At 38.5% G+C, this 23,569-nt stretch carries 13 protein-coding genes; 3 read left to right on the plus strand and 10 right to left on the minus strand.

The genetic code is table 11. The features are described from left to right. Positions 1–9: 9 nt before the first annotated feature. Positions 10–1,578 carry a serine hydrolase gene (locus tag G525_RS0112360; RefSeq protein ID WP_027126446.1) on the plus strand — a complete coding sequence of 523 codons (1,569 nt, stop codon included), beginning with the start codon at positions 10–12 and terminating at the stop codon, positions 1,576–1,578. 331 nt (positions 1,579–1,909) lie between these two features. Here G525_RS0112360 and G525_RS0112365 read toward each other — a convergent pair whose 3' ends face one another. The 4 genes from G525_RS0112365 to G525_RS0112380 all read right to left on the minus strand — a co-directional run bounded on the left by G525_RS0112365 (position 1,910) and on the right by G525_RS0112380 (position 11,631). Beyond that, entirely contained in the window at positions 1,910–5,062 is a 3,153-nt protein-coding gene (locus tag G525_RS0112365) for a cytochrome c biogenesis protein (protein WP_027126447.1), read from the minus strand. A 69-nt stretch (positions 5,063–5,131) separates the two neighbouring features. After that, on the minus strand, positions 5,132–6,628 hold the full coding sequence (gene nrfA / locus G525_RS0112370; protein WP_027126448.1) for an ammonia-forming cytochrome c nitrite reductase: 1,497 nt from the start codon (positions 6,626–6,628) through the stop codon (positions 5,132–5,134). A 12-nt stretch (positions 6,629–6,640) separates the two neighbouring features. Further along, positions 6,641–7,240, minus strand: coding sequence for a cytochrome c nitrite reductase small subunit (nrfH, locus tag G525_RS0112375; RefSeq protein WP_035479626.1), 600 nt, complete (start codon positions 7,238–7,240; stop codon positions 6,641–6,643). A gap of 431 nt (positions 7,241–7,671) precedes the next feature. Further along, positions 7,672–11,631: an AsmA family protein gene (locus G525_RS0112380; protein ID WP_027126450.1), complete on the minus strand. Its 3,960-nt coding sequence runs from the start codon at positions 11,629–11,631 to the stop codon at positions 7,672–7,674. Positions 11,632–11,942: 311 nt separating this feature from the next. Here G525_RS0112380 and G525_RS0112385 point away from each other — a divergent pair, with 311 nt between their 5' ends. Continuing rightward, positions 11,943–13,133, plus strand: coding sequence for a C40 family peptidase (locus G525_RS0112385; protein WP_027126451.1), 1,191 nt, complete (start codon positions 11,943–11,945; stop codon positions 13,131–13,133). A 140-nt stretch (positions 13,134–13,273) separates the two neighbouring features. On the opposite strand, the gene secA is transcribed toward G525_RS0112385, so the two are convergent. The 6 genes from secA to G525_RS0112420 all read right to left on the minus strand — a co-directional run bounded on the left by secA (position 13,274) and on the right by G525_RS0112420 (position 22,076). Next, positions 13,274–16,627, minus strand: coding sequence for a preprotein translocase subunit SecA (gene secA / locus G525_RS0112390; protein WP_027126452.1), 3,354 nt, complete (start codon positions 16,625–16,627; stop codon positions 13,274–13,276). Positions 16,628–16,826: 199 nt separating this feature from the next. Next, positions 16,827–17,048, minus strand: a complete 222-nt coding sequence (locus G525_RS0112395; protein WP_010177336.1) for a DUF2795 domain-containing protein — start codon at positions 17,046–17,048, stop codon at positions 16,827–16,829. 157 nt (positions 17,049–17,205) lie between these two features. Next, positions 17,206–17,781 carry a cob(I)yrinic acid a,c-diamide adenosyltransferase gene (locus G525_RS0112400; protein ID WP_027126453.1) on the minus strand — a complete coding sequence of 192 codons (576 nt, stop codon included), beginning with the start codon at positions 17,779–17,781 and terminating at the stop codon, positions 17,206–17,208. Positions 17,782–18,167: 386 nt separating this feature from the next. Then, complete coding sequence (locus tag G525_RS0112405; RefSeq protein WP_027126454.1) at positions 18,168–18,851, minus strand: ABC transporter ATP-binding protein; 684 nt, start codon at positions 18,849–18,851, stop codon at positions 18,168–18,170. Between the two features lie 180 nt (positions 18,852–19,031). Continuing rightward, a complete protein-coding gene (locus G525_RS0112410) occupies positions 19,032–19,802 on the minus strand; it encodes an O-methyltransferase (protein ID WP_027126455.1) in 771 nt (256 codons plus the stop codon). A 414-nt stretch (positions 19,803–20,216) separates the two neighbouring features. Further along, complete coding sequence (locus tag G525_RS0112420; RefSeq protein ID WP_027126456.1) at positions 20,217–22,076, minus strand: ABC-F family ATP-binding cassette domain-containing protein; 1,860 nt, start codon at positions 22,074–22,076, stop codon at positions 20,217–20,219. Positions 22,077–22,777: 701 nt separating this feature from the next. Between G525_RS0112420 and G525_RS0112425 the strand changes: the two genes are divergently transcribed. Next, complete coding sequence (locus tag G525_RS0112425; protein ID WP_027126457.1) at positions 22,778–23,569, plus strand: polysaccharide biosynthesis/export family protein; 792 nt, start codon at positions 22,778–22,780, stop codon at positions 23,567–23,569.

Genomic DNA, 23,569 nt, shown 5'->3' on the forward strand with positions numbered 1-23,569 from the left:
ATCCTTGATATGAACAAATTTTATTTCAAATCCCTTATCGCGTTGGGTTTCCTTTTTTATGTGAATCACTCACTAAAAGCACAAGTTTTAAGCACTACCCAAATTGATAGTTTGGTCGAAAAAACAATGAAAATCTTTGATGTACCAGGAATGGCGGTTGCTGTTTTAAAGGATGGTAAGGTTTATCACAAAAACACCTATGGTGTGCGCTCCCTAAAAATGAATGCGGCTGTAGACGAAAATACACTTTTTGGTGTGGCTTCAAACACCAAAGCGTTTACTGCGGCAGCGCTAGGTCAGCTTGTGGATGCTGGAAAGCTAACTTGGGATACCAAAGTGAATGACGTTATTCCTGAATTTAAACTTTATGATGCCTACGTTACCAATGAGTTTACCGTGCGTGATCTTATCACCCATAGAAGTGGACTCGGGCTTGGCGCTGGGGATTTAATGGTTTTTCCGGCGACCAATACCACCACATTACCGGAGATGATCCATAATATGAGGTACCTCAAACCGGTATCTTCATTCCGTTCAAAATATGATTATGACAATCTGCTCTATATTATCGCGGGTGAAATCGTAACGCGTGTTTCCAATACCTCTTATGATGATTATATTAGAGAAAATTTCTTTAAACCTCTAGGAATGGATCGTTCTTTGCTTTCTATGTCTAAGATCGATGCTGATGCCAATCGGATTGATGGTCATGCGCCGGTAAATGGAAAACTTGAAATTACCGGCTATACCTTTACGCAAATTGCAACGCCGGCTGCAGGAATATATGCCTCCATCAACGATATGAGCACGTGGGTACAAGCACAATTGGATGAAGGGAAATATGGCACGCAGCTTAAAGACAGTCTTTTCAGTAAGAAAACCCACCGTGAAATGTGGACGCCACAAACCCTGGTAAGAACCGGAAGTGGTCCTTACAATACGCACTTTCTGGCTTATGGGTTGGGCTGGTTTTTAAGTGATGTCAATGGCTATTTTCAGGCCACACATACGGGAGGTTTATTGGGGATTGTGAGCCAAGTCACCATTATTCCGGAGCTTGATTTGGGAATCATCGTGCTTACCAACCAACAGAGTGGTGCAGCGTTCAGTGCGATTACCAATTCGCTTAAAGACGGTTATTTTGATATCAAAGGGAAGGATAGAATAAAGGATTACAATGAGCGTCGTTTGGCAGGTGAACGTGAAGAAGATAGCATCGTTTCAGCGGTAGAAAAGGAGATTGCTGCGCAACTTACAAATAAAACTACAAAGCCTGACCCATCAGATTATATTGGAACCTACCAAGATCCTTGGTTTGGCGACGTGGTGATCAGCAATAAAGACAAAACGCTACATTTTAAGTCGGCTAAACTTTCTGATTTAACAGGAACTATGGCGTTCTACAAAGGAACCACCTTTGCCGTCCGTTGGAATGATAGATCACTTAAAGCTGACGCCTTTGTGACTTTTAGTTTAGATATTGAAGGTAAGGCTAATGGGTTTACCATGAGCCCTATTTCGCCATTGACTGACTTTAGTTATGATTATCAGGATTTAAATTTTGAGAAGGTAAAATAATAGGAATTTATAAAAGATGGCTTTAGGGCCCATAAATGAACGCATCAAACCTAACAGGTTTCTAAAACCTGTTAGGTTTTTTTTGTGTGATTGACATCCGAGGCTATCTGTTTTGATAGGATAATAGAAGTTGTTAACTGTTGATTTGAGTACTTTAACCATACTCCATTCAGTTAATTATAATTGTAAGACCATTAGACCTGTCAGGTTTTTAAAACTTTTCAGGCTTTTCTATAGTAAAAAAAGAAAAAGTTCTATAACATCAACTTCATAGAACTTTTATCCAAATAATTTCAAAATACATGTGTATCGCTAATTCTAAATATGAGATTTAAGCCACTTTCTTTTTAGGTTTTCTTACTCTTATAAAAGCAACAATCGCAATAATGACCACCACCGCAATCAAGATATAAATAAACGTTGGAACAGGAACAGGATCTCCTGCGGCATAACTATGTAAACCCGTCAAATAATAATTCACACCATAAGAGGTCATAATGATAGATCCAAAAGCAAACACACTAGCAACGTTTAACGTATATCTGCTTTTCAGTCCAGGCACCAAGCGAAGATGCAATACGATGGCGTAGACGATAATGGAAATTAAGGCCCAAGTTTCCTTAGGATCCCAAGCCCAATAACGGCCCCACGATTCATTTGCCCAAACACCTCCTAAAAAAGTACCAATAGTCAATACAAACAAGCCCATGGTCATTGAAATCTCATTGATATAAGTGAGCTCTTTAATACGAACGTCGATTTTAAACGCACTTCCTTTCGTTCTAATAATCATTAAAATCAAGGCCATAAAACCTAATACTGCGGATAGAGCCAAAGGCGCGTAACTACTCACAATCGTGGCTACGTGAACCTTTAACCAAAAGGAAGATTTCAAAACGGGCATTAAATTGGTTATCTCCGGATTTAACCAATCGAGGTAACTCACAAATAGGAGAGAACCCGCAAATAACGTGGCTAAAGGCAATGCAAAATCCGATTTTCGAAAGGTGAGCAAACCACAAAGCATGAGTACCCAAGCCACAAATACCATCATCTCGTAGCCGTTGCTCCAAGGTGGATGTTGAGCGATATACCAACGCAAAAGAATGTTTCCTGTAAATACCAGAAAACTGATCAATGAGATCACAATAAAAATTTCCCAAAGCACATTGATTACTCTTTTCTCAACGAATATTTTTGAAAGTGCCAATACCAACATGATCAAGCCAATTGTGAAAAAGGCTTGGAATAACCAAAAATTGAGGTTCATTTGGTTGTACCATAATTCGGCTTCAATCCGCTCTTGGGACGGAATGATGTCTTTGCCCAAGGTGGTTTGATACGTATCAATATAAGACAGTTTATTTGTAGCTTCTGCCCATTTTCCGGAGGCTATATCATTAAAATAGGTGCGGGTAATATTTTGTACGAAAATCCCGTCTTCTGGAGGGAAGTCATTAAAATGATGCGTGTAGCTAAACCATTTATCTTTTTCGTCAAGACTATTTGGAAAAATATTTAAATAATTTCCCGAGAAAATATTAAATAAGATATTGAAGCGCTCATCAACTTTGATAACTTCCTTATCAAATTCATTGTGTTCAGCAGGTTTCTTAGCATGGGCATCTTCTGCCATTTTTGATAGGACATAATTCCCTTCCGGATTTATTAAATGCTCGAAGGAAATATAACCGTCGTCCGTAATTTTAAGAGGTTTAAAGAAATCGCCACCTTTTTGGGCATCGATTTTAATGACTGGAATTTTCTGCCATGCACCCGGGGAAACGTGCATCGCTAAAAAAGCCTGATTGGCATCCAAACTTATGGTTTTATCCTTTTCTTTATAGGTATAAGTCGTTTTGCCGTAAATTTTACGTAGAAATTCAGACGCCAAAGTGTTGATAGGTTTGATTCTGCCGTCCATATCCTGAACCAGAATACGTCCGAACAGATCAGAATGCTGTTTGTCGATCACTTGGGAAGCCACCAATTCTGTTACAGAAGGAATGGAATCCTTTTGCATTGGCGATTGCGCAAACGTATTGAAGGAGCTAAACAGCGCAACCACAAGTAGCGGAGCAACGTTTTTTAATTTCTTTAATTTTTGGGTGATTACTGTATAGCGGGTGCCTTTTCCGAAGAGGGTGAAGAACATCCCGATCATCAATAAAAAGTAACCGATATAAGTAATAGTGGTGCCCAAAACGTCATGATTTACCGCTAATAACGTACCTTTTTCATCGGTATCATAACTGGCCTGATAGAAGCGATAGCCACCATAATCCAAAACATTGTTCATGTAAATACGAAATGGCATTTGAACCTCACCATCTAAAACGGTAACCTCACTGGCGTAAGACGATGGACTTTCAGAACCGGGATAACGTTCCAATTGAAAATCGTTTAACTTCACCTCAAACGGGATTTCAATAGGCATGGCACCATAAGAAAAGCTAAGATTAGTATTGTTTATATTTAATTCATGAGAGGTTGGTAAAAAGCCTTTACGATAGAGCAGCATGACTTCTTCCGTTGTATCACCAACGGTAACATTCAGTACGATGGCATCATCTTTTACAGGATCGTTATCTTTTGGTTTTTCTGAAGTACTTAATAGTTTGATCTGTCCATGATTATGATATGACATCGGCACAAAGGATAAGTCGCCATGCCTGTATAGCGTTTTAAGCGACATGGCCTGTAGAGAATCGCCTTTGATTACACCTGCTTTTTGATCGGCCATCACAAAGAAATCCAGCGGATGGGGCGCATAGATCTTAAATGCTCCGTTTTCTTCGAGAATGTTGATAATGCCTTCTTCATCGGCTTCAAATCCGACTTTATGTTTATGCGGACCAATGACTTCAACTTCGCCTTTGCTTAAAAAGATGGTTTCTCTGCCGTTACCGGAAGTAGTCACCATTTGTAATAAAGGAGCTCCTTTTTCGGGATCATCTACAATCTCTGGTAAGGCATCAGCGACAAACTCTTTGAGGGAGATGTTGATTTTTTCGTCCTCTAAATCTGTGTTGATAGAAAAGCTATTGTCGATTAATGTAGAAAACTCCATCTTTTTCTCAAGATGTCGTGTCTTATTACCGTTTGAAATATGGACTTGTAGATAGTTTTTATCAGAGATGATCATATTAGAGCTTTGCCCTTCCCGTATTCGCATAATGCCACCATAGGAGTCATAGCGGGTAATTCCTGCGCCAATGATCACAATGATAAACGCAAGATGAAAAACGAGCACCGCCCATTTTTCTTTGCGCCACATCTTATATTTAAAGGTATTGGCTAAAAAACAGAGCGCTAAGCCTACCATGACCAATTCAAACCATAGCGAATCATAGATTTTAATCCACGCGGTGTCCGTTCCGTAGTCGTTCTCCATGAACGTTGCGGTAGCCATGGCCACCGCAAAGATCAAGAGTAAAAGTAATGCTAAAACTGAGGACGAAAAAATGCGGTAAATAAATTTCATAGTGGGAAATCTGGCTTTAAAAATAAAGCCTTTAGAGATAGATTGTAATCTGTTTTTTGGATCTGATTGTTAGTTGGCGCTGACCACTTTATTGGAACCCATTTTATCTTCACGCGCTTTTGCCTCTTCAAGCCACTTTGGCAAAGCATTGGATTTGAATTTTTCTTTATCCTCTCTTAGTTTATCCATATCGAGACCAATATATTTTTGGGCTTTCGCTTTGGTTGAAATATCTGGCATTTCCACTGGCTCATTATGTCCTAAAGTTGCCAATAAACGCACCAACATTACACGCGCCTCTTGTGCTTCAGCAAGGCCACTACCTAAAACACGTCCTACTTCTACAGGAGAGTGAAAGGATGCCCCATGAGAGGCCGCTGAATAATCCCAGCGCCATTGTGCGTGACGGATGCTCATAAGAATATCTTTCATTTGTGCATCTGTGGCGCCCAGTTCCCAAGCCTTACCGGCTTCAACGTGTGCTTTTACCAATACATCCTCTAACTTAAGTCTATTCTCATTGGCTTTGCGCTGTCTGTCATAAACATTTTCAATTAATTTATCTGATTCTTCTCTATGGCATACTTGGCAAGAGTTGGCAACATTATTTAGAGGCGATTGCAAATGGTGATCTGTAAATTTCTGACCCCCCTCACTTTTATATGGCATATGACAATCGGCACATGAAACCCCACGATCAGCATGCACACCCGTTAAATACGTTTCATAATCGGGATGTTGGGCCTTTAGCATTGGCGCTTTACTGATAGCGTGCGTCCAATCTGAAAATTCGATATCATCATAGTATTTTTCCATGGCCTCCACCGTAAATCCGTTTTCCCATGGAAAAGTTAAATAATTGACCCCTTCCAGACCTGGTTTTTTCTTGTCAAAATAATATTCTACGTGACACTGTGCACAAACTAAAGACCGCATTTCTTGGTGCGTTGCTTTGTTGATATCTTTGCCCATAGATTGGAAAGCCTCCACTAATGCGGGTCTTGTGATGCGTAACTTCATGTTGTCAGGATCGTGACAATCTGCACATCCAATTGGGTTGACCACTTCTGAAACATTTTCTGCCCAAGTACCACTGTAAAATTCTGCCACTCCTTTTTCATTCATCAAGCGCGGCACATCTGGGCCCTTACATGTCCAACAGGTTGCAGGCATTGGTCCGTCTTCTTTATTTTCCGGAGCTGCTGTACGTAAGGTATTGTGAATATCATCAATAGCATAATAGTGTCCACGGCCTTGAGAATAATCTTTTGAGAAGGCGTACCCTGCCCAAAGTACTACCATTCTAGGATCTTCCTCCAAGACATCACGCATGGCTGAACCTCCTTGATAAGTAGAAAAAGAGGTGTCTGCCGTTTGTAGATAAGATTGATATTCTCTTGGGTAGTTTTTCCCCCATTCTGCATTTCGTGGCTCATTTTCACCAATTTTCACATTTGGAACATATTGGTACTTGGCCTCACTTTTCCGATTAATAATACTTGATGCGAGCAGTCCTAGTAAAAAGACGACTATGATTGTGACGATGAAGAGTACTTTGTTTTTCATAATAGTTGTGGTTTATTGGTCTTCAATTTCTTTTGCTAACCATTCCGGAATGACCATTTCATCTTGATCAGTGGGGAGTGGAGCAATATTATATTTTACTGTTGACAAGCCATGGATACGACCGTGTGGCACTTCTTGATGACAGGACCAACAGGCTCTATCTGTTCGGTTTTCTCTATGGTTATCAAGCCAACCATCATATTTTACCTCCGTAACTTGTTGAATATGGCATCTGATACAATTGTTTTGAACGACTTCTTCTGAGGGTTCGCGCATCGTAATGACATCAGGCTCTGCTCTAGCCGTAAAAACTGCCGAATGGTACAAACCGTCCTTGGCTTTGAAATAATAAGAGTTGAAAATATTGTCCTGAGGTACATGACAACCATTGCACGACACCCATTCTCTATGGGAACTGTGCATCCAACTATTGTAAACAGGCGTCATCACGTGACAGTTTACACAGGCTTGGGGATTGTCTGACAAATAAGATACAACTTCAGCTTCCCTTACTAAGAAAAATCCCATACCTATAATTGTTGCAACGGCAACAACCGCAAATGTGCGCCATGACGAGCCCTTTTCTGGAAAAAATTTAGAAATAAACTTCATATACTCATGAATTGTATGTTAAAAATAATCTATCGCTTCTAATGCAGAGCTGATATTTATCATATTTTTAATAAAAACCAAATTTGAAAATGCAAGAGGTCCAAAAAAAGTTGAGAATACTCGCCAGATATTTTCATCTGTGGCTTTTTTCAGATTTTAACATCTTATTTGTCAGTACCTAAGATGCGAAATTATTTTTGAAGACCCTATAAATATGCTTGATTAATTCGTTTTTAAAAAGGATTTAGATTCATTCTAAAATACAATGTATCCATCAAATAACTCGTAGGTTTCGACATTTAAAAGAAAGCATGTGTTTTAATCCAAGATTTGGATGGGTATATGACTATAGGATGGCAGTGATGTTTTGTGCTAATACATTCTCATTTCTACTTAAAAACAGTTGGGATTTTCAATAGCTGTTCTTGAAATCAATTCAACGAATCTCTCATCCTCCTTAGCTTTCTATTGCCCAATCTAATTTTTACTTTAAGCTTTTGTTTTCTCGCTTTTTTGCTGTTTTGATCTTGAACAAATTGCAGAAAGAATTTAGATCCTGCTCCTTCATAAGTTGTTTTTTCTGGTAAGGATAGACCGTCGTTACTTTTTAGATTTCTATATGGCACCGATAACCATAAATTCACATGTTCCTTGAGTTTGATGCGTCCTTCTGCAAATACGTGGATGGCGGATGATTGTATTTCAGTTTTGGGAATAATAATTTCCCCATTTCTAATTTCAAACGTTTGAACAATAGGTCTGAACCTTAAATTCCTGAAGCGGTCGCTTTTCATCAATGGCACATTTTCCATGACAGGTTGGTAGTTGTATATTTCCAGACCTTCCAAATCTAAATTGAGAAATCCATTTAAGGAATCCATATTCAGTTGGCCATTATTAGCGACGGTACCATTGGCAATAATACTGTAATTTAAAAGCCCTGCAATGTGTTCTGCCGCTCTTAGATCGTCATTTTTAAAATAATCAAAACGACTTATGAGTTCTTTAAGATTGAGATTTTTAGCGGTCATTTCAATGGTGACTGGGGTGTTTTCGCTGTTTTGTAGATCTACAGAAGCATTGATGGTCATGGTGCCCTCATAAAAATTGAGGGCGGTATCCTCAATGTTCAACCGACCTTCAGAGTCAAATAATAGACCGGATTTAAAATTGGTAATACTAAAGTTATCGTATACCAAAGTGTCCACCCTGATATCTATAGTTGGATAAAAGGAGTAATTAATTTTCCTTACGATGTCTTTCCATTTTTTAGGATTCACATCCTTTGCTTCTCTTTTTTTTGTCGTGGCTTCTGAACGCTCTAAAAATTCTTCAATACTGGTTGTTTCCAAATAGGGCGAGTAGATTGAGAAACTTGAACTGTGTCTTTGATCTTCTTTTTTACCATCTATAAACTGTGTGAAGTTGTCTATGGTGCCCTCAAAGACCACCGAGCTTTTTCCTGGAAGTTGGATGTCCAGTGTCTTTAGCGTTGCGAGGTCATTATCTATTTCCAAATGCAAACTGTCAACTGGAATCTGAATATCGGCCGCTTCAAAATCGACTAGTGTGCCTCCAATTTTTAAATCGCCAAAGGACTTAGAATTCAAAAGTGTTAAATTTTTAGCTTGGCCGTTATAATTTCCATGAAACTGAAAGTTTCCTGACTTAAAAACAAAGTTTGTGGTTTTTAGGTAGTCATTCAGGTTCTCAGATTTCCCTTTTACCTGGACATCAAAATTGAGGTTAAAGGGATTGTTTTTCAGTAATTCCTCCCGGTTGTTATGGGCGTTAATTTCTCCTTGAATGTGTGCTGTGCTCTCCTTATAATTAAGATTGAGATAATTCAACTTCAAAATAGAATCATTTTCAAAATTTAATTGAGCCTCTATATTTTCTGTAATTAGCCCTTTGTATTTGAGCGAGTCGATAGCAATCTCTATTTTTGGATTAAATTCATTGAGATCCTTAAATAGCGTGTGAAGTCCTTTTTTAGATTTTAAAGTGCTGCTATTATTCTCTTGTTTGAACGAATTAATAGTGTTCAGAAGTTCATCGCCATCAAAAAAGGGTGCCGTTGCTTTTAAAACTATGGTACCACGTTCCGGAATATCGTCCAATAGAAAATTCGGAAATTTATGAATACTTCCGCTGAGTTCGATAGAATGTAGTTCATCAATTTCAATATTGAATTGCTCTAGGAGGATATCTGATTTGTTTACATAAAGTGCTAAAGAATCGATAACCACGTCCATTTTAGCGGGTGGGTAGTGCAATTTTGTTTTGGTCAAGGTCAAGTCGCCCTGAGCGTTGTTAAGCAGTTCTTTGAGTGCTCTTACATTCCCATTGACCTTACCATTAAATTTGAACTTACCGGAATCAATTCGGAAGAGCTCAATATTGAACAAATCGGTAAAAACAGCTAATGAACCCTCTGAGGTGGCTTGAGCATTCATATAAATCAGGTCGGTGAGTCCGCTTTCTGGTGCGTATACCTTCATGGTGCCTTTAAGGTTGGTAACGGCATCATCATAATTGAAATTGAAATTTCGTAGTAAGATGGTTTCAGAATCCTTCAGCTCTATTTTCGATTTCACATCTGTGATCTCTACATCATTATAACTCATGGCGCCAATATTAAAATCGAATTGCGGATGAAATTGGCTGTAAATCGCTTCTAGCGTTTCGTATAAATCTTTGCGATCATCAATTCTGGATTTGGAAGGTGGCGCAGATGATTTGGCCATGGTAATCACATCATTGATATTTATCTGGTTTGAATTTAATGAAATCTGGCTAGTAGTGGGATATATGGGGGATTTTGACAGCAGGCCGGCAATGTTTTTGAGTTTTCCTCTGAATACTAAATCTTCTCCATTGGTGAGATTGACGATTAATTCTCTTAAAATGGCATTTTCATTTTCTAATGCCACTGAAATGGTCTGCACTGGTAATTGAAGACCGTTCTTTTTAAGAATTACATGGGTGTTTTTTAGTTTGAAATCGCCTCTTGATTTATTCAAAATTTCATAAGGCTTTGGAATATCTCCTGAAATATGAGCATCCAGTTTAAAATGGCCTCCTTTAAAATCGAAATTGTCTGTTTCAATAATTTTTGCCAAGGTTTCATTGCTGCCCTTTAAACTGACAGAGGCTTCAATGAAGTTAAGGGAATCAGGGGTACTCTGATAATAGGAGTTCTGACTTTTTACTTCAATATCATCTAAATTTGCATTGAGGCTCTTAAAAACAACTTTAATATCCTTAGGCGTTTTTTTTACGGTTTTTAAACTATCGGTGGTATAAATATCATTGGTTAAATATCCGATGAAGTCGGCGTTTTTTAAGTGAAACTTATCCAAAATGGTAATTTCATTAGTAAGACTCGAGAACTCGGCGGCAATATCAGGGTTATTGCCATAGGCGAACTTTCCAACTAACTTGATGCTGCTTTCAAAAGGCTTTTGGATTTCGAAACCATTTAATTTACTGGTCAAGCTATCATTCAATAAATTTTTAACAGCTTTAAAATCGGTTTTTGGATTTTTTAGTTCGAATTCATATACAGTTGCTTCTGACAAATCGAATTTAGCGATGAGTTGGAAGGTCTGGGCATCGATTTGAAGAGGAAAGTCTGGAACATGAATGGTTTCGTTGGTAAGATTAAGACTAAATTTAGGATGTCCAGTGATATGTGCTGCCTTAAAAAAACTACCTTTTGTGGTGTTGAAACCCATCTTATTAACGGTAAGATCGATGTTAGAATAACCCTTGAGCTTGTCGCCATCGGTATTAAAGGCAGTTTTAAGATTATGAACGTGAACGTCAAAATGCTTATTTAAAATAGTGTCCTTCGCACTGTATTGGACATTTTTTAAGGTGATTACTGCGCCTTTAGGATTGATCCATTTTGGGAACTGTAAACCATAATTGTCTGCTTGTTTATCGCGCTTTAATTGCTGATGGTAAGCTATTGATTTTTCTGAAATAACTTCAGAAGTGAATATGGCATTTGTGAGCTCAATTCTTCTAAAAATAAAATCACCCCGTAACAGATTGCCTGCGCCAATAATCATTTTTGCTTCTTCAATTAGAAGTGAAGACACTTGACCTGAAATACTGTCTCTATGGGTGTGGTGGATATCTTTGAAAGTGAACCCGAGGTTTGGAAACCCACTTAGAAAACGCGCATTGACTTTTCCAATTTTTAAAGTGCCTGAGGTATTCTCAGCATACCATTCCTGTACCATATCCAAAACACGATCTCTGTTGAACCACCCAATTGTAAATACGCCTAACGGCAACAGTACAATAATGGCAAGCGTAATGAGGATGCGCTTTAACCATCTTCGTTTTTTGGAAATTCCAATCTTTGTTTTTGGGTTTTTCAAGTTTGAAGTTTATTGAAAAATAAGCAGAATAGTTGGGTTGCAAAACATAAGATTGAAAATAGTTGGCACAATTAAAGCAGATACAAGTGTGGGTGGTTTCTAATTGTCTTATAATTAACATGTTGAATAATGCTGCTTCATCTTTAAAAATGTTTTAGGAAAGGATGTTTGGCGATTCAGAAGCAGTCCATTAGAAAGAACTAAGCTTTCTGTTGAGTTATAGAACTGAAGCGCAAATAAAAAGTAAGCTTAAAATCTTTACGAGATTAGATATAATTTTATAATTTGCTACCTTAATAAATCAGATAAAAATGTTACAAAGAATATCAAAATTCGGTTTGTCAATTTTAACGCTATTGTTGCTGTTCAATTGCGCCGAGAAGGCTGAAAATAAAAATTATTTGACAGAAGATATAGACGCTGTTAAAAATGAATTTGCTCCAGACAAAAGAGTGGCTTTATTTGCTGTTAACGCAGATAAAAGCGGTAGCACCTATGTTTTGAAAGGAGAAAGCAACTTACCAGATGCCGTTGCGAAATTGAAAAATCAGCTTTCAGAGGCTAAAGTGGACTATGTGGACAGCATTCAACTTTTACCAACAGCTGATTTGGCGGATAAAACAATGGGTTTAGTGACTATTTCTGTGGCAAATTTGAGAAGTAATCCTGCACATTCAGCGGAATTGTCCACACAAGCAACCTTGGGCACCCCAGTTAAGATTCTAAAAAAGGAGGGGAGCTGGTCCTTAATCCAGACTCCTGACCTCTATTTGTCATGGGTAGATAGTGGTGGCGTAGAACCAAAGTCCCCTGAGGAGTTGGATCTTTGGAAAACGAAATCTAAGATGATATATACGAAGATGTTCGGTAGTAGTTACTCAGAGCCTTCTACAAACTCACAAGTGGTCTCTGACATTGTTGCTGGCGGAATCTTGGAGATTTTAGGTGAAGAAGGTGCGTTTTATAAAGTTATTTATCCAGATGGACGCATTGCATTCATAAACAAAACGGAAGCTGAGGCTTATCAATCGTGGTTATCACATACCAATCCTTCCCAAGAAAATTTGGTGGCCACCTCTAAACAACTCATGGGCTTACCTTATCTATGGGGAGGTACCTCACCAAAGGGTGTCGATTGCAGTGGATTTACCAAAACAATATATTTCCTAAATGGCATTATTTTACCAAGAGATGCCTCCCAACAGATACATACAGGTGAATTAATGGATGATGAGAAAGATTTTAAGGACCTTCTTCCCGGCGATTTATTGTTTTTTGGTAAAAAGGCTACCGATTCTACGGCAGAAAGAGTGATTCATGTGGGTATGTGGATTGGCAATAACGAGTTTATCCATTCTGCAGGTCGTGTTAAAATAAGTAGTGTGGATAAGGATGCACCAAATTTTGACAAGTATAATCTTGATCGCTATTTACGTACCAAAAGACCACTTAATGGTAGTAAGGAAGGTCTCATCAATTTAAAAAACACACCGCTATTTTAGAGAGGTGATCTACTTGCTTTTTTAGAGGGTCTGAGACCTGATTTAAAAGCTTCGTGAAAATAACAAAACCAAAAAATCCTGATATCTTCTGATATCAGGATTTTTTTTTTTACGAGATTCCTGTCTCGGCAGGAATTTGATTATTCTTCAGTCAACACCCAGTCGCCTTTAGCTAAAAAAGGTTCCGCTTGTTTGTACTTCAACGACTTGTTTTCGCCACTGAGCACATGCTTGATGGTGACTTTATCATTACGACCAATTTTCGGTTTGTCCCGTACAATGGTTTCCACCACTTCTTGACGTTGGGTATTTCCTGCAGCTCTGCTTTGAGAGGAGCGTTCGTCCAAATTAGGGATTTCTTCTTTATTGGTTTCTAATTTTTCTTTAGAACGTGTTTGGCGCGCTTCCTGAATGGCATCTGTGGTTTCTGATGGCAATTCTCCTTTAAATAAGAAGGAAATCACATCTTTGTTCACTTGGTCAATCATCACCTTAAACAATTCAAAAGCTTCAAATTTATAGATCAATAATGGATCTTTTTGCTCATGTACTGCCAACTGAACGGATTGTTTCAATTCGTCCATTTTACGTAAATGCGTTTTCCATGCATCATCTACAATGGCCAATGTAATGTTCTTTTCAAAATCATTGATCAGCTGTTTCCCGTTGGTTTCATAAGCTTTTTCAAGATCGGTTACCACTTGTAAACTCTTTACACCATCCGTAAATGGAACGACAATACGCTTGAATTTATCGCGCTGTGTTTCGTATACATTTTTAATAACAGGAAACGCCATATCAGCATTACGCTGCATTTTCTCTTTGTAATGTTGAAAAGCTGCCTTGTATATTTTACCGGCAATTTCCTGTTCAGACATTTTCCTGAATTCCGCTTCCGTAATAGGAGAACTCATTGAAAAATAACGAATCAGTTCAAATTCAAAGTTTTTGAAATCGTTGGCCGCTTTATTGGTTTGGGTAATGATTTCTGAGGTATCAAAAATCATATTGGCAAGATCCACGCGCAAACGCTCACCATGTAAGGCATGACGACGACGCTTGTAAATAACTTCACGTTGGGCGTTCATCACATCATCATACTCCAATAAACGTTTACGAACTCCAAAGTTATTTTCCTCAACTTTTTTCTGGGCACGCTCAATAGATTTTGAAATCATGGAATGCTGGATAACTTCACCTTCTTGAAGGCCCATTCTATCCATCATCTTAGCAATACGTTCACTACCAAAAAGTCGCATTAAATTATCTTCTAGAGACGCATAAAACTGTGAGCTTCCTGGATCTCCCTGACGCCCGGCACGACCACGTAACTGTCTGTCCACACGACGTGAATCATGACGTTCTGTTCCTACAATGGCTAAACCACCAGCTTTTTTAACTTCCTCGCTTAACTTGATATCCGTACCACGACCTGCCATGTTTGTGGCAATGGTCACTTGGCCTGGCTGTCCTGCCTCTGCAACAATATCAGCTTCTTTTTTATGGAGTTTTGCGTTCAAAACATTGTGTGGCACTTTTCGTAATGTCAACATTTTACCCAATAACTCACTGATCTCAACATTGGTTGTTCCAATCAAAACAGGGCGGCCTGCCTGTGATAATTTGGTCACTTCGTCAATCACCGCGTTATATTTTTCACGTTTCGTTTTATAAACCAAATCATCGCGATCATCACGAGCGATTGGTCTGTTGGTTGGAATTTCAACCACGTCCAGTTTATAGATTTCCCAGAACTCACCAGCTTCAGTCAATGCCGTACCGGTCATTCCTGATAATTTACGGTACATTCTGAAGTAATTTTGTAACGTTACCGTGGCAAATGTTTGGGTGGCCGCTTCAATTTTTACGTTCTCCTTGGCCTCAATAGCTTGGTGCAAACCATCACTATAACGACGGCCGTCCATGATACGTCCCGTTTGTTCATCAACAATCATTACCTTATTGTCAATCACCACATATTGAATGTCTTTTTCAAATAGGGCATAAGCTTTCAATAATTGGTTTAGAGTGTGGATACGTTCTGACTTGACGCCAAAATCTCTGAACAATTCTTCTTTCGCTTCCGCTTCTTTTTCTTTGGAAAGGTTTTGATTTTCAATTTTTGTGATTTCCATTCCGATTTCTGGCATGACGAAGAAATTAGGGTCGTCCTCACCGGAAAGAAATTCTACACCTTTATCAGATAATTCTACCTGATTGTTTTTTTCATCAATCACATAGTACAGTTCCGAGTCTACCTTAGGCATTTCACGATTGTTGTCCTGCATGTAATGATTTTCTGTTTTTTGCAGTAATTGTTTGATACCTTCCTCACTTAAAAACTTGATTAAAGCTTTGTTTTTAGGAATTCCTCTATAAACACGGAGCAATTTAAAACCACCTTCTTTGGTGTCGCCTTCTGCAATCAATTTCTTGGCTTCCGCCAAAACACCGGTCAGGTAATGGCGTTGTGCAGCAGCAATGGCATCAACTTTTGGTTTTAGTTCGTTAAATTCATGACGTTCTCCTTGTGGGATTGGTCCAGAAATGATCAACGGCGTACGGGCGTCATCCACTAAAACAGAATCCACCTCATCTACGATTGCGTAATGATGCGGACGTTGTACGAGATCATCAGGCGAATGTGCCATATTATCACGTAAATAGTCGAAACCAAATTCGTTATTTGTTCCGTAGGTAATGTCGGCGTTATATGCTTTTTTACGTGCAGCAGAATTAGGCTGATGGTAATCAATACAATCAACGCTCATCCCATGAAACTCAAACAGAGGAGCCATCCACGCACTATCACGTTTTGCCAAGTAATCATTCACCGTTACTAAGTGAACACCTTTACCAGCAAGGGCATTCAAGTACATTGGTAACGACGCCACAAGAGTTTTACCTTCACCAGTCTGCATCTCTGCAATTTTACCCTGATGAAGTGCCACCCCACCAATAAGCTGCACGTCATAGTGAATCATGTCCCACGTAATAGGTTTTCCGGCGGCATCCCAAGAATTTGCCCAAGTTGCTTTGTCATCCTCTAGGGTCACATAATCTTTAGTTCCTGAAATTTCACGGTCAAAAGCACTAGCTGTTACGGTTATAGAAGTGTTATGTACAAAACGTTTGGCCGTTTCCTTAACAACACCAAAAGCTTCTGGAAGAATAGCATTTAATACGTCTTCAGTAGCCTTGTAAATATCATCTTTGATACGGTCTATTTCTAGATAGATATCTTCGCGTTCATCAATGTCTTCTGTTGCTTCAGCGTCTTTTTGAAGTTTCTCAATGTTATCGTTAAAAGGCTGTCGTGCTTCTGCTATTTTAGATTTGAAATAGTCCGTCTTTGCCCTTAATTCGTCGTGAGACAAAGCTTCCAAAGCTTTTTCAAAGGTTTTAACTTGTTCTACAATAGGAGTGATGGCTTTGACATCCTGTTTGGATTTATCGCCAACAAAGACCTTTAATACTGAATCTAAAAAAGTCATATGGTATTTTTGTTTACACTGCTATCTTTCTTGTTGCTCGAGGCAGGAAAGCTCAGGGTACGTTAATATAAATATGTTGTTTGTATGTTGTGTTGCTTTTTTATGGCTCACAAAGATACGGTTTGTGCTATGGTAATTAAAAAATAGCGCACAAAAAAAGTCTCATAAGGAGACTTTTTAACAGTTTTTTCTAATTTATTTAATATTCGTCCTCATTCCAGAGGTAGTCTTCATCTGTTGGATAATCTGACCAAATTTCTTCAATCGAATCATAAGAGTCTCCTTCATCTTCAATCGCTTGTAAATTCTCTACCACTTCTAAAGGTGCACCAGTACGGATTGCATAATCAATTAATTCGTCTTTGGTGGCTGGCCAAGGCGCATCACTTAAATAAGATGCTAGTTCTAACGTCCAATACATTTGTTATTCGTTTTAAATTTTTGCAAAAATAATTTTTTTGTTGATAAAATCAAGTAAAAAATGAATTATTTAATCACTAATAAAAAGAGCGTATAATTTTTACATAATTTCTTGATTTATAATATATAAACAAAAAAAATGTAACCGCCTAATTTCCTTAAGATTCTTTTTGTGGAATCCATTGGATTTCTTCAGCCTTCAATTCATGAGACAACTTTCGTGCCAACACAAAAAGATAGTCAGAGAGACGGTTTAAATAAGTTAAGGATTCGGGTTGAAAAGGTTCTAAGTCATTAAGTGCAGACGCTAAACGCTCCGCTCTACGGCACACCGTACGGGATATATGACAGAATGACACTGTTTGATGGCCGCCAGGCAACACGAAGTGCGTCATGTCTGGCAGGCTTTCGTTCATAAGGTCCATTTCTTTTTCTAAACGTTCGATATCCTCAAACGAAATTTTCGGGATATTCAAGCGTTCTTTTCCGCTTTTAAGGATCGCTTTATTGGGATCTGTAGCTAATGTTGCACCCACTGTAAATAACCGATCCTGTATAATTATTAAAACGTCTTTGTAATGTTGGGCGATGTTTTGGTCTCTGATCAAGCCAATATAAGAATTGAGCTCGTCCACGGTTCCGTAACTGTCAATGCGAATATGGTGTTTGGGTACTCTTGTGCCACCAAATAGGGCAGTAGTGCCCTTATCACCTGTTTTTGTGTAGATTTTCATGCTGAACGATTTTTAGATTTAAAGTTCTTTATTCAAAGTTACGGGATTTAACTAGTAATGAAAGAATAGAATGGACGTAAAGAATCAAAAAATATAAAAATATAAAAATCAAAAAAAAGATAAAAAGAATGAATTATGGATAGGTAATGGAATGGACTTTAGTCTATTTTTGATTGAAACTCATTGATTAAGTGGCGATAGATCTGCGGAAATTTGCCCGTAAGTCAGTCGGGTCTATAGAATCCGTGCGAATAATTTCTGGGTATTTTCGCATACACTGTCATTGCGGAGGGACGCGAAAAATGTTATCTTTAAATTGATAAAGGTCAACTCTAATCAGAGAAGTTCAATGCAATGTACTAATTCCTAATTCCTAACACCTCATCTCAATTCCGCTCGTCACTCTCAATCAACCCATCTCGTAAACGTATGATACGTGCTGCACGTGCGGCCACGTCTTCTTCGTGGGTAACAACGATGACGGTATTTCCTGCTTTATGGATATCGTCGAATAATTGTAGAATTTCCAACGAGGTTTTAGAATCTAAATTTCCCGTTGGCTCATCAGCGAGGATAATGGACGGCCTATTGACCAAGGCTCTGCCTACGGCCACACGTTGACGTTGACCTCCAGAAAGTTCGTTGGGTTTGTGGTGAATACGATCTGCCAAGCCTACATTGGTCAATACTTCAGTAGCACGAGCATAGCGATCCGCTTTTGAGGCTCCAGCATAAATCATGGGTAAGGCCACATTGTCTAAGGCCGTCGTTCTTGGCAGTAAGTTAAAGGTCTGGAAAACAAAACCGATTTCTTTATTTCTGATTTCAGCCAACTGATCATCACTCAATTTGCTGACATCTTTATCATTAAGAATATACGTACCGGCTGTTGGCGTATCTAAGCAACCTAAAAGATTCATTAGGGTCGATTTCCCAGAACCTGAAGGTCCCATGATCGCAACATAATCACCACGTTCAATGTCCAGGTCGATGCCTTTTAATACATAGACGGTTTCTGATCCTAATTGGAAGTTCCTGACGATATTTCTAATGTGAATGACGTTTCCCATGGGTATGTTTATGGTTCAAAGGTTAAAGATCAAGGTTCAGAAGAATTGAGCATGCCTGAATTTGGTTGGTAATTCAGGATTCCAAATTCCAAACTGTGAACTCAACTCTGAACTCTGAACTTTTTAAAGTTTGCAAGTTAATTGATTTACGATTAGTTTGACGTTCAATTCGCCGACTTGTTACACTCTGATCTTAAAATGTTCTTTAAATTGTTCTTTTCTAAAAAACACAAGACCCCAATTAAAGGTATCCACGGTTACTGTTACTTGTGGATGATTTTTGATGTTTTCCCAAGCTTCGGTCATGCCTTTTGACCAGTAAATATCGTCAAAAATAAAAATGGAATTATTATGGGCTTTGGGTAAAAGTTTTTCAAAATAAGTCAAGGTTGCGTCTTGGGAATGGTGCCCGTCAAAAAAAATCAAATCCCAAGTATCTTTATTTAAGTTTTCAATTACCGATCTAAAATCGCCTTGAACGGTGTTGATATTCGAAAGCTCAGGCTCAAGCAAATGCTGATGGGCAACTTTTAAGATTTCTGCGCAGCCTTCTATGGTCGTAATTTGAGATTTTGGATTTGCCAGTGCCATGGCATGAGTGCCAATACCAAGATTGGTGCCCAATTCTAAAATAGTGTTTGGCTGAAAATATCTGACGATTCTGAAGAGCAATTCCGAAATTTTAAGTGAAGTGCCAGAGGTTTTTGCGATAGCTTTAATGCTGCGCTCATCAGTCGTGAATACCTTAGATCCTGATCCAAAATCGGTTATCTTGATTGTTTCAGGATTTTGAAGCAAATTAGAACGGTATGCTTTTAGGATCTTGTATTCAGCATATTCTGATTTGTCATAAAAACATTTGGTAATCAAATTATAAACAAAGGGGGAGTGCGCCCCGTGTTGGTTGCTTGATTTTAGTAGGAATTTTATGTAGGAAATAAATTGATGCAAGGTGTTTGTTTCTGGTTTCTATGGTTTCCCGCCTCCGCAAAAGCTTCGGACGGGCAGGCTGGTTTCTATTGTTTCAAGTTTCAAGTTAAAAAGCTATTAACGTTTTGGAATTATTTTTTAATGGAACGCTGATGACGCTGATTCTACGGATTTTGACTGATTTTATTCTGTAACAAAAAATAAAAACAATAAATATCCAACAGTCGTAACTCCTGCACCTTCGCGGCTCTCCGAGAGACTTCTTTTAACCGCAAAGATCGCAACGTTTACGCAACGAACGCAAAGAGTCTATCTTTATATTAAATATGCCAAAAACCAATACTTATAAAAAGTAATAACGCACAATATAGGAAACTCTGCGTCTCCGCGGCTCTGCAAGAACCACGAGAAGCGCTAGAACCACAAGAATAGGACTTATTCCCCCAGTTTCTCAGATAATTCAAACCATCGCGCTTCCTTAGCTGCCATATCATCAATTATTTTCTGCAAATCCAGCGATAACTTATTGATTTGATCTTGACTTAAGGAAGTGTCCAGAAATTTACTTTCAAATGATTTTTTGTCCAATTCCAGAGATCGGATTTTGCTTTCCAAAGATTTCAGTTCTTTTTGTTCGTTGTAGGACAACTTGTTGGCTTCATTCTTCTTCGGGTCTGCTGCCATTGTTTCAATTTTCGCAGGTTCCACATAAGGCGTTGAAACTTCATAATCGCGGTAATCAGAATAATTTCCGGGAAAATCCTCCACTTCACCGTTGCCTCTAAAAACAAATAAGTGATCTACAATCTTATCCATAAAATATCGGTCATGCGAAACGACGAGCAAGCATCCAGGGAAATCCAAGAGAAATTCCTCAAGGACATTTAAGGTCACAATATCCAAATCGTTGGTAGGCTCATCCAGTATCAAGAAATTCGGATTCTGGATCAAAATAGTACAGAGATATAAACGCTTTTGCTCCCCACCACTTAGTTTTTCGACGAAGTCATATTGTTTTTTGCGGTCAAACAAAAAGCGTTCCAACAATTGTGAAGCACTGATCTGTCGCCCTTTGGTCAGCGGAATATACTCGCCAAACTCCTTAATGACCTCTATTACTTTTTGGCCTTCCTTTATTTTGATCCCATTTTGGGTATAATATCCAAATTTGACGGTGTCACCAATAATGACTTTTCCAGAATCGGGTACAATTGTCTGCGTTAACATATTTAAGAAAGTCGATTTCCCGGTGCCGTTTTTCCCAATGATCCCAATCCGCTCTCCATTTTTGAAAACATATTCAAAGCCGTCTAAAATCACCTTGTCGTTAAACGCTTTCGACACTTTATGAAATTCCACAATTTTACTGCCAAGGCGCTCCATATGGATTTCCAGTTGCACCTGATGGTCGTTTCTGCGCTGATGGGCTTTGGCTTTGATATCCTGAAAATCGTCAATTCGCGATTTTGATTTGGTAGTCCGTGCTTTCGGTTGACGGCGCATCCAATCCAATTCCTTTTTAAAAAGTTGTTTGGCCTTACCAGTTTCAACCGTTTCATTGAGAACGCGTGCTTCTTTTTGCTCTAAATAATAAGAGTAATTTCCTTTGTAGGTATATAGTTTGCCATGGTCCAATTCAATAATTTCATTACAGACCCGCTCCAAAAAATACCGATCGTGGGTGACCATAAACAAAGTCATCTGTGCTTTGGCAAAATATTGCTCCAACCACTCGATCATTTCTAAATCGAGGTGGTTGGTGGGCTCATCCAATATTAAAAGATCCGGTTCGTTGATGAGTGCTGTTGCCAATGCCAAGCGCTTTTTTTGTCCTCCGGACATGGTTTTAATCTTCTGACTCAGGTCGTCCAACTTCAATTGCGAGAGGATTTGCTTAAAGCGCAACTCAAACTCCCAGGCGTTGTGTCTTTCCATACCTTCAAAGGCATGTTGGTAGGCATCAGCGTCTTCGGTATTTTGAAGGGCTTTCTCATAATCTTCGATGATTTTTAAGATAGGCAGATCAGAATTGAAAATGGTATCTTCAATGGTCATCTCATCTTCAAATTGGGGCGATTGCGATAAAAAGGACAATCGCAGGCCTTTTCTGATCACCACTTGACCATTGTCCGGTTGGTCTATTCCAGAAATAATATTTAAAATGGAGGTTTTGCCACTTCCATTTTTTGCCACGAATGCAATTTTATCATCTTTATGGATGCTAAAGGAAAGGTCTTCAAATAGCGCAGCGTCGCCATAAGTTTTTGATATCGATTCAACAGTAAGGTAATTCAAGGTCTATTTTTTTGCAAATAACGGAAATAAAACACAAGGGATTGAATTTCGGTCGTTTTAAAAGAATAATTGAGAGGAATGACTTAAGACCGCTTCGCTCTTAAAATTATAAATCAAGATTTAAATAGGGAGGTGAATAGGAATTGGTATAGTTAATTTTAACTTTTTAGCACTAAGATTTTGTTAGTCGTTCTTAAAATCAGTAGCGAGAAATAGCTGGGTGTTGGATTATTGAAATAGATCAGAAAGACATGCGGAATGAGCTTGATAAGCGTAATAAATAATTTAGTGATAAAAAGGGGAAAAAAAACTCCACATAAAGTGTCAGGTACATCAGTGCTTCAATGGACCTCGCTCTAGCAACCAAATATCAATAGGGTATAAAGCTGCCCAATTGTTTCCTAAAACATGAGTTTAGCAACTGAGGTGGTTTCTAAGCATTTCATACAAAATAATATTACTCACCACGCGATTTAAAGAAGGATAGAGGACGTTTTTATAAAACGTTGTACTTTCAATCTAAGCAGATTTATATAAATAGATTTTATTTTAAATCCACCTCGATGCGATTGTAAGGGATCATCTCATAATATCGAAAGTGCTATTTTCAAAGCGTACGTCGCCAATATTCCAAAAACATGACGATTTGTTTTGATATTCCTAGTGAAAACTTATATTTGTCAAAATACATTTGACCCTTTATGAAACGATTTTTTTTGGTTATGGGATTAATTCTCAGTAGTTTGTTAACGTCCTGTATTCCTCAAAAAGACCTTGTATATCTCCAAAATAAAAGCACTGCTACAGATTCTATTCAAAGAATGGTGGAGCAACAGAAGCCCTATCGTGTTCAGATCAATGACATATTAAATATTCGTCTTAAAGTATTAGATCAGGAAAACGTCAATATTTTTAATCCCATAGGTGAGGAAAACTTGAACGCTAGTGCAGCCGAGCGCGCCTATTTTGATGGCTTTACAGTAGATGTCCACGGAAGTATAAAAATACCTGAGTTGGGTACTGTTAATGTGCTTGGGTACACTACCGCAGAGATCGAAGAGCATATTAAGCAAAGATTGCTGGATGAGCAATTCAAAGAAACCGCTAATATGTTTGTGACCGTTAAACTTTCGGGACTACGCTATTCGGCCATGGGAGAAGTAGGGTCGCCGGGGTCGCAAATACTATTTCAGGAACGGGTGGATATCTTTCAGGCCATTGCCAATGTGGGTGAAATAGAAATGACCGGCGATCGAAAGGATGTTTTGATCATCAGGCAATATCCTCAAGGACAGCAAATCCATCATTTGGATTTGACCGATGTGAATGTTATGAATTCGCCATATTATTATATCCAGCCCAATGATATGATCTATGTGAAGCCGCTCAAACAAAAATCTTGGGGTACGGGAACGACTGGTAGAGAGACTTTAGTTACAATTGTATCTGTATTGAGCCTTGTAACCACAACCATTTTATTACTTAGACTGTAG

This window comes from Gelidibacter mesophilus DSM 14095, from assembly GCF_000423005.1.
Taxonomy (GTDB): Bacteria; Bacteroidota; Bacteroidia; order Flavobacteriales; family Flavobacteriaceae; genus Gelidibacter; species Gelidibacter mesophilus.

Bases quoted from the DNA above. Each gene is read 5' to 3' on its own strand.
- nrfA (WP_027126448.1), bottom strand. From the start codon at position 6,628: ATGAAAAACAAAGTACTCTTCATCGTCACAATCATAGTCGTCTTTTTA.
- G525_RS0112425 (WP_027126457.1), top strand. From the start codon at position 22,778: ATGAAACGATTTTTTTTGGTTATGGGATTAATTCTCAGTAGTTTGTTA.
- G525_RS0112360 (WP_027126446.1), top strand. From the start codon at position 10: ATGAACAAATTTTATTTCAAATCCCTTATCGCGTTGGGTTTCCTTTTT.
- G525_RS0112385 (WP_027126451.1), top strand. From the start codon at position 11,943: ATGTTACAAAGAATATCAAAATTCGGTTTGTCAATTTTAACGCTATTG.
- secA (WP_027126452.1), bottom strand. From the start codon at position 16,627: ATGACTTTTTTAGATTCAGTATTAAAGGTCTTTGTTGGCGATAAATCC.
- G525_RS0112405 (WP_027126454.1), bottom strand. From the start codon at position 18,851: ATGGGAAACGTCATTCACATTAGAAATATCGTCAGGAACTTCCAATTA.
- nrfH (WP_035479626.1), bottom strand. From the start codon at position 7,240: ATGAAGTTTATTTCTAAATTTTTTCCAGAAAAGGGCTCGTCATGGCGC.
- G525_RS0112365 (WP_027126447.1), bottom strand. From the start codon at position 5,062: ATGAAATTTATTTACCGCATTTTTTCGTCCTCAGTTTTAGCATTACTT.
- G525_RS0112395 (WP_010177336.1), bottom strand. From the start codon at position 17,048: ATGTATTGGACGTTAGAACTAGCATCTTATTTAAGTGATGCGCCTTGG.
- G525_RS0112400 (WP_027126453.1), bottom strand. From the start codon at position 17,781: ATGAAAATCTACACAAAAACAGGTGATAAGGGCACTACTGCCCTATTT.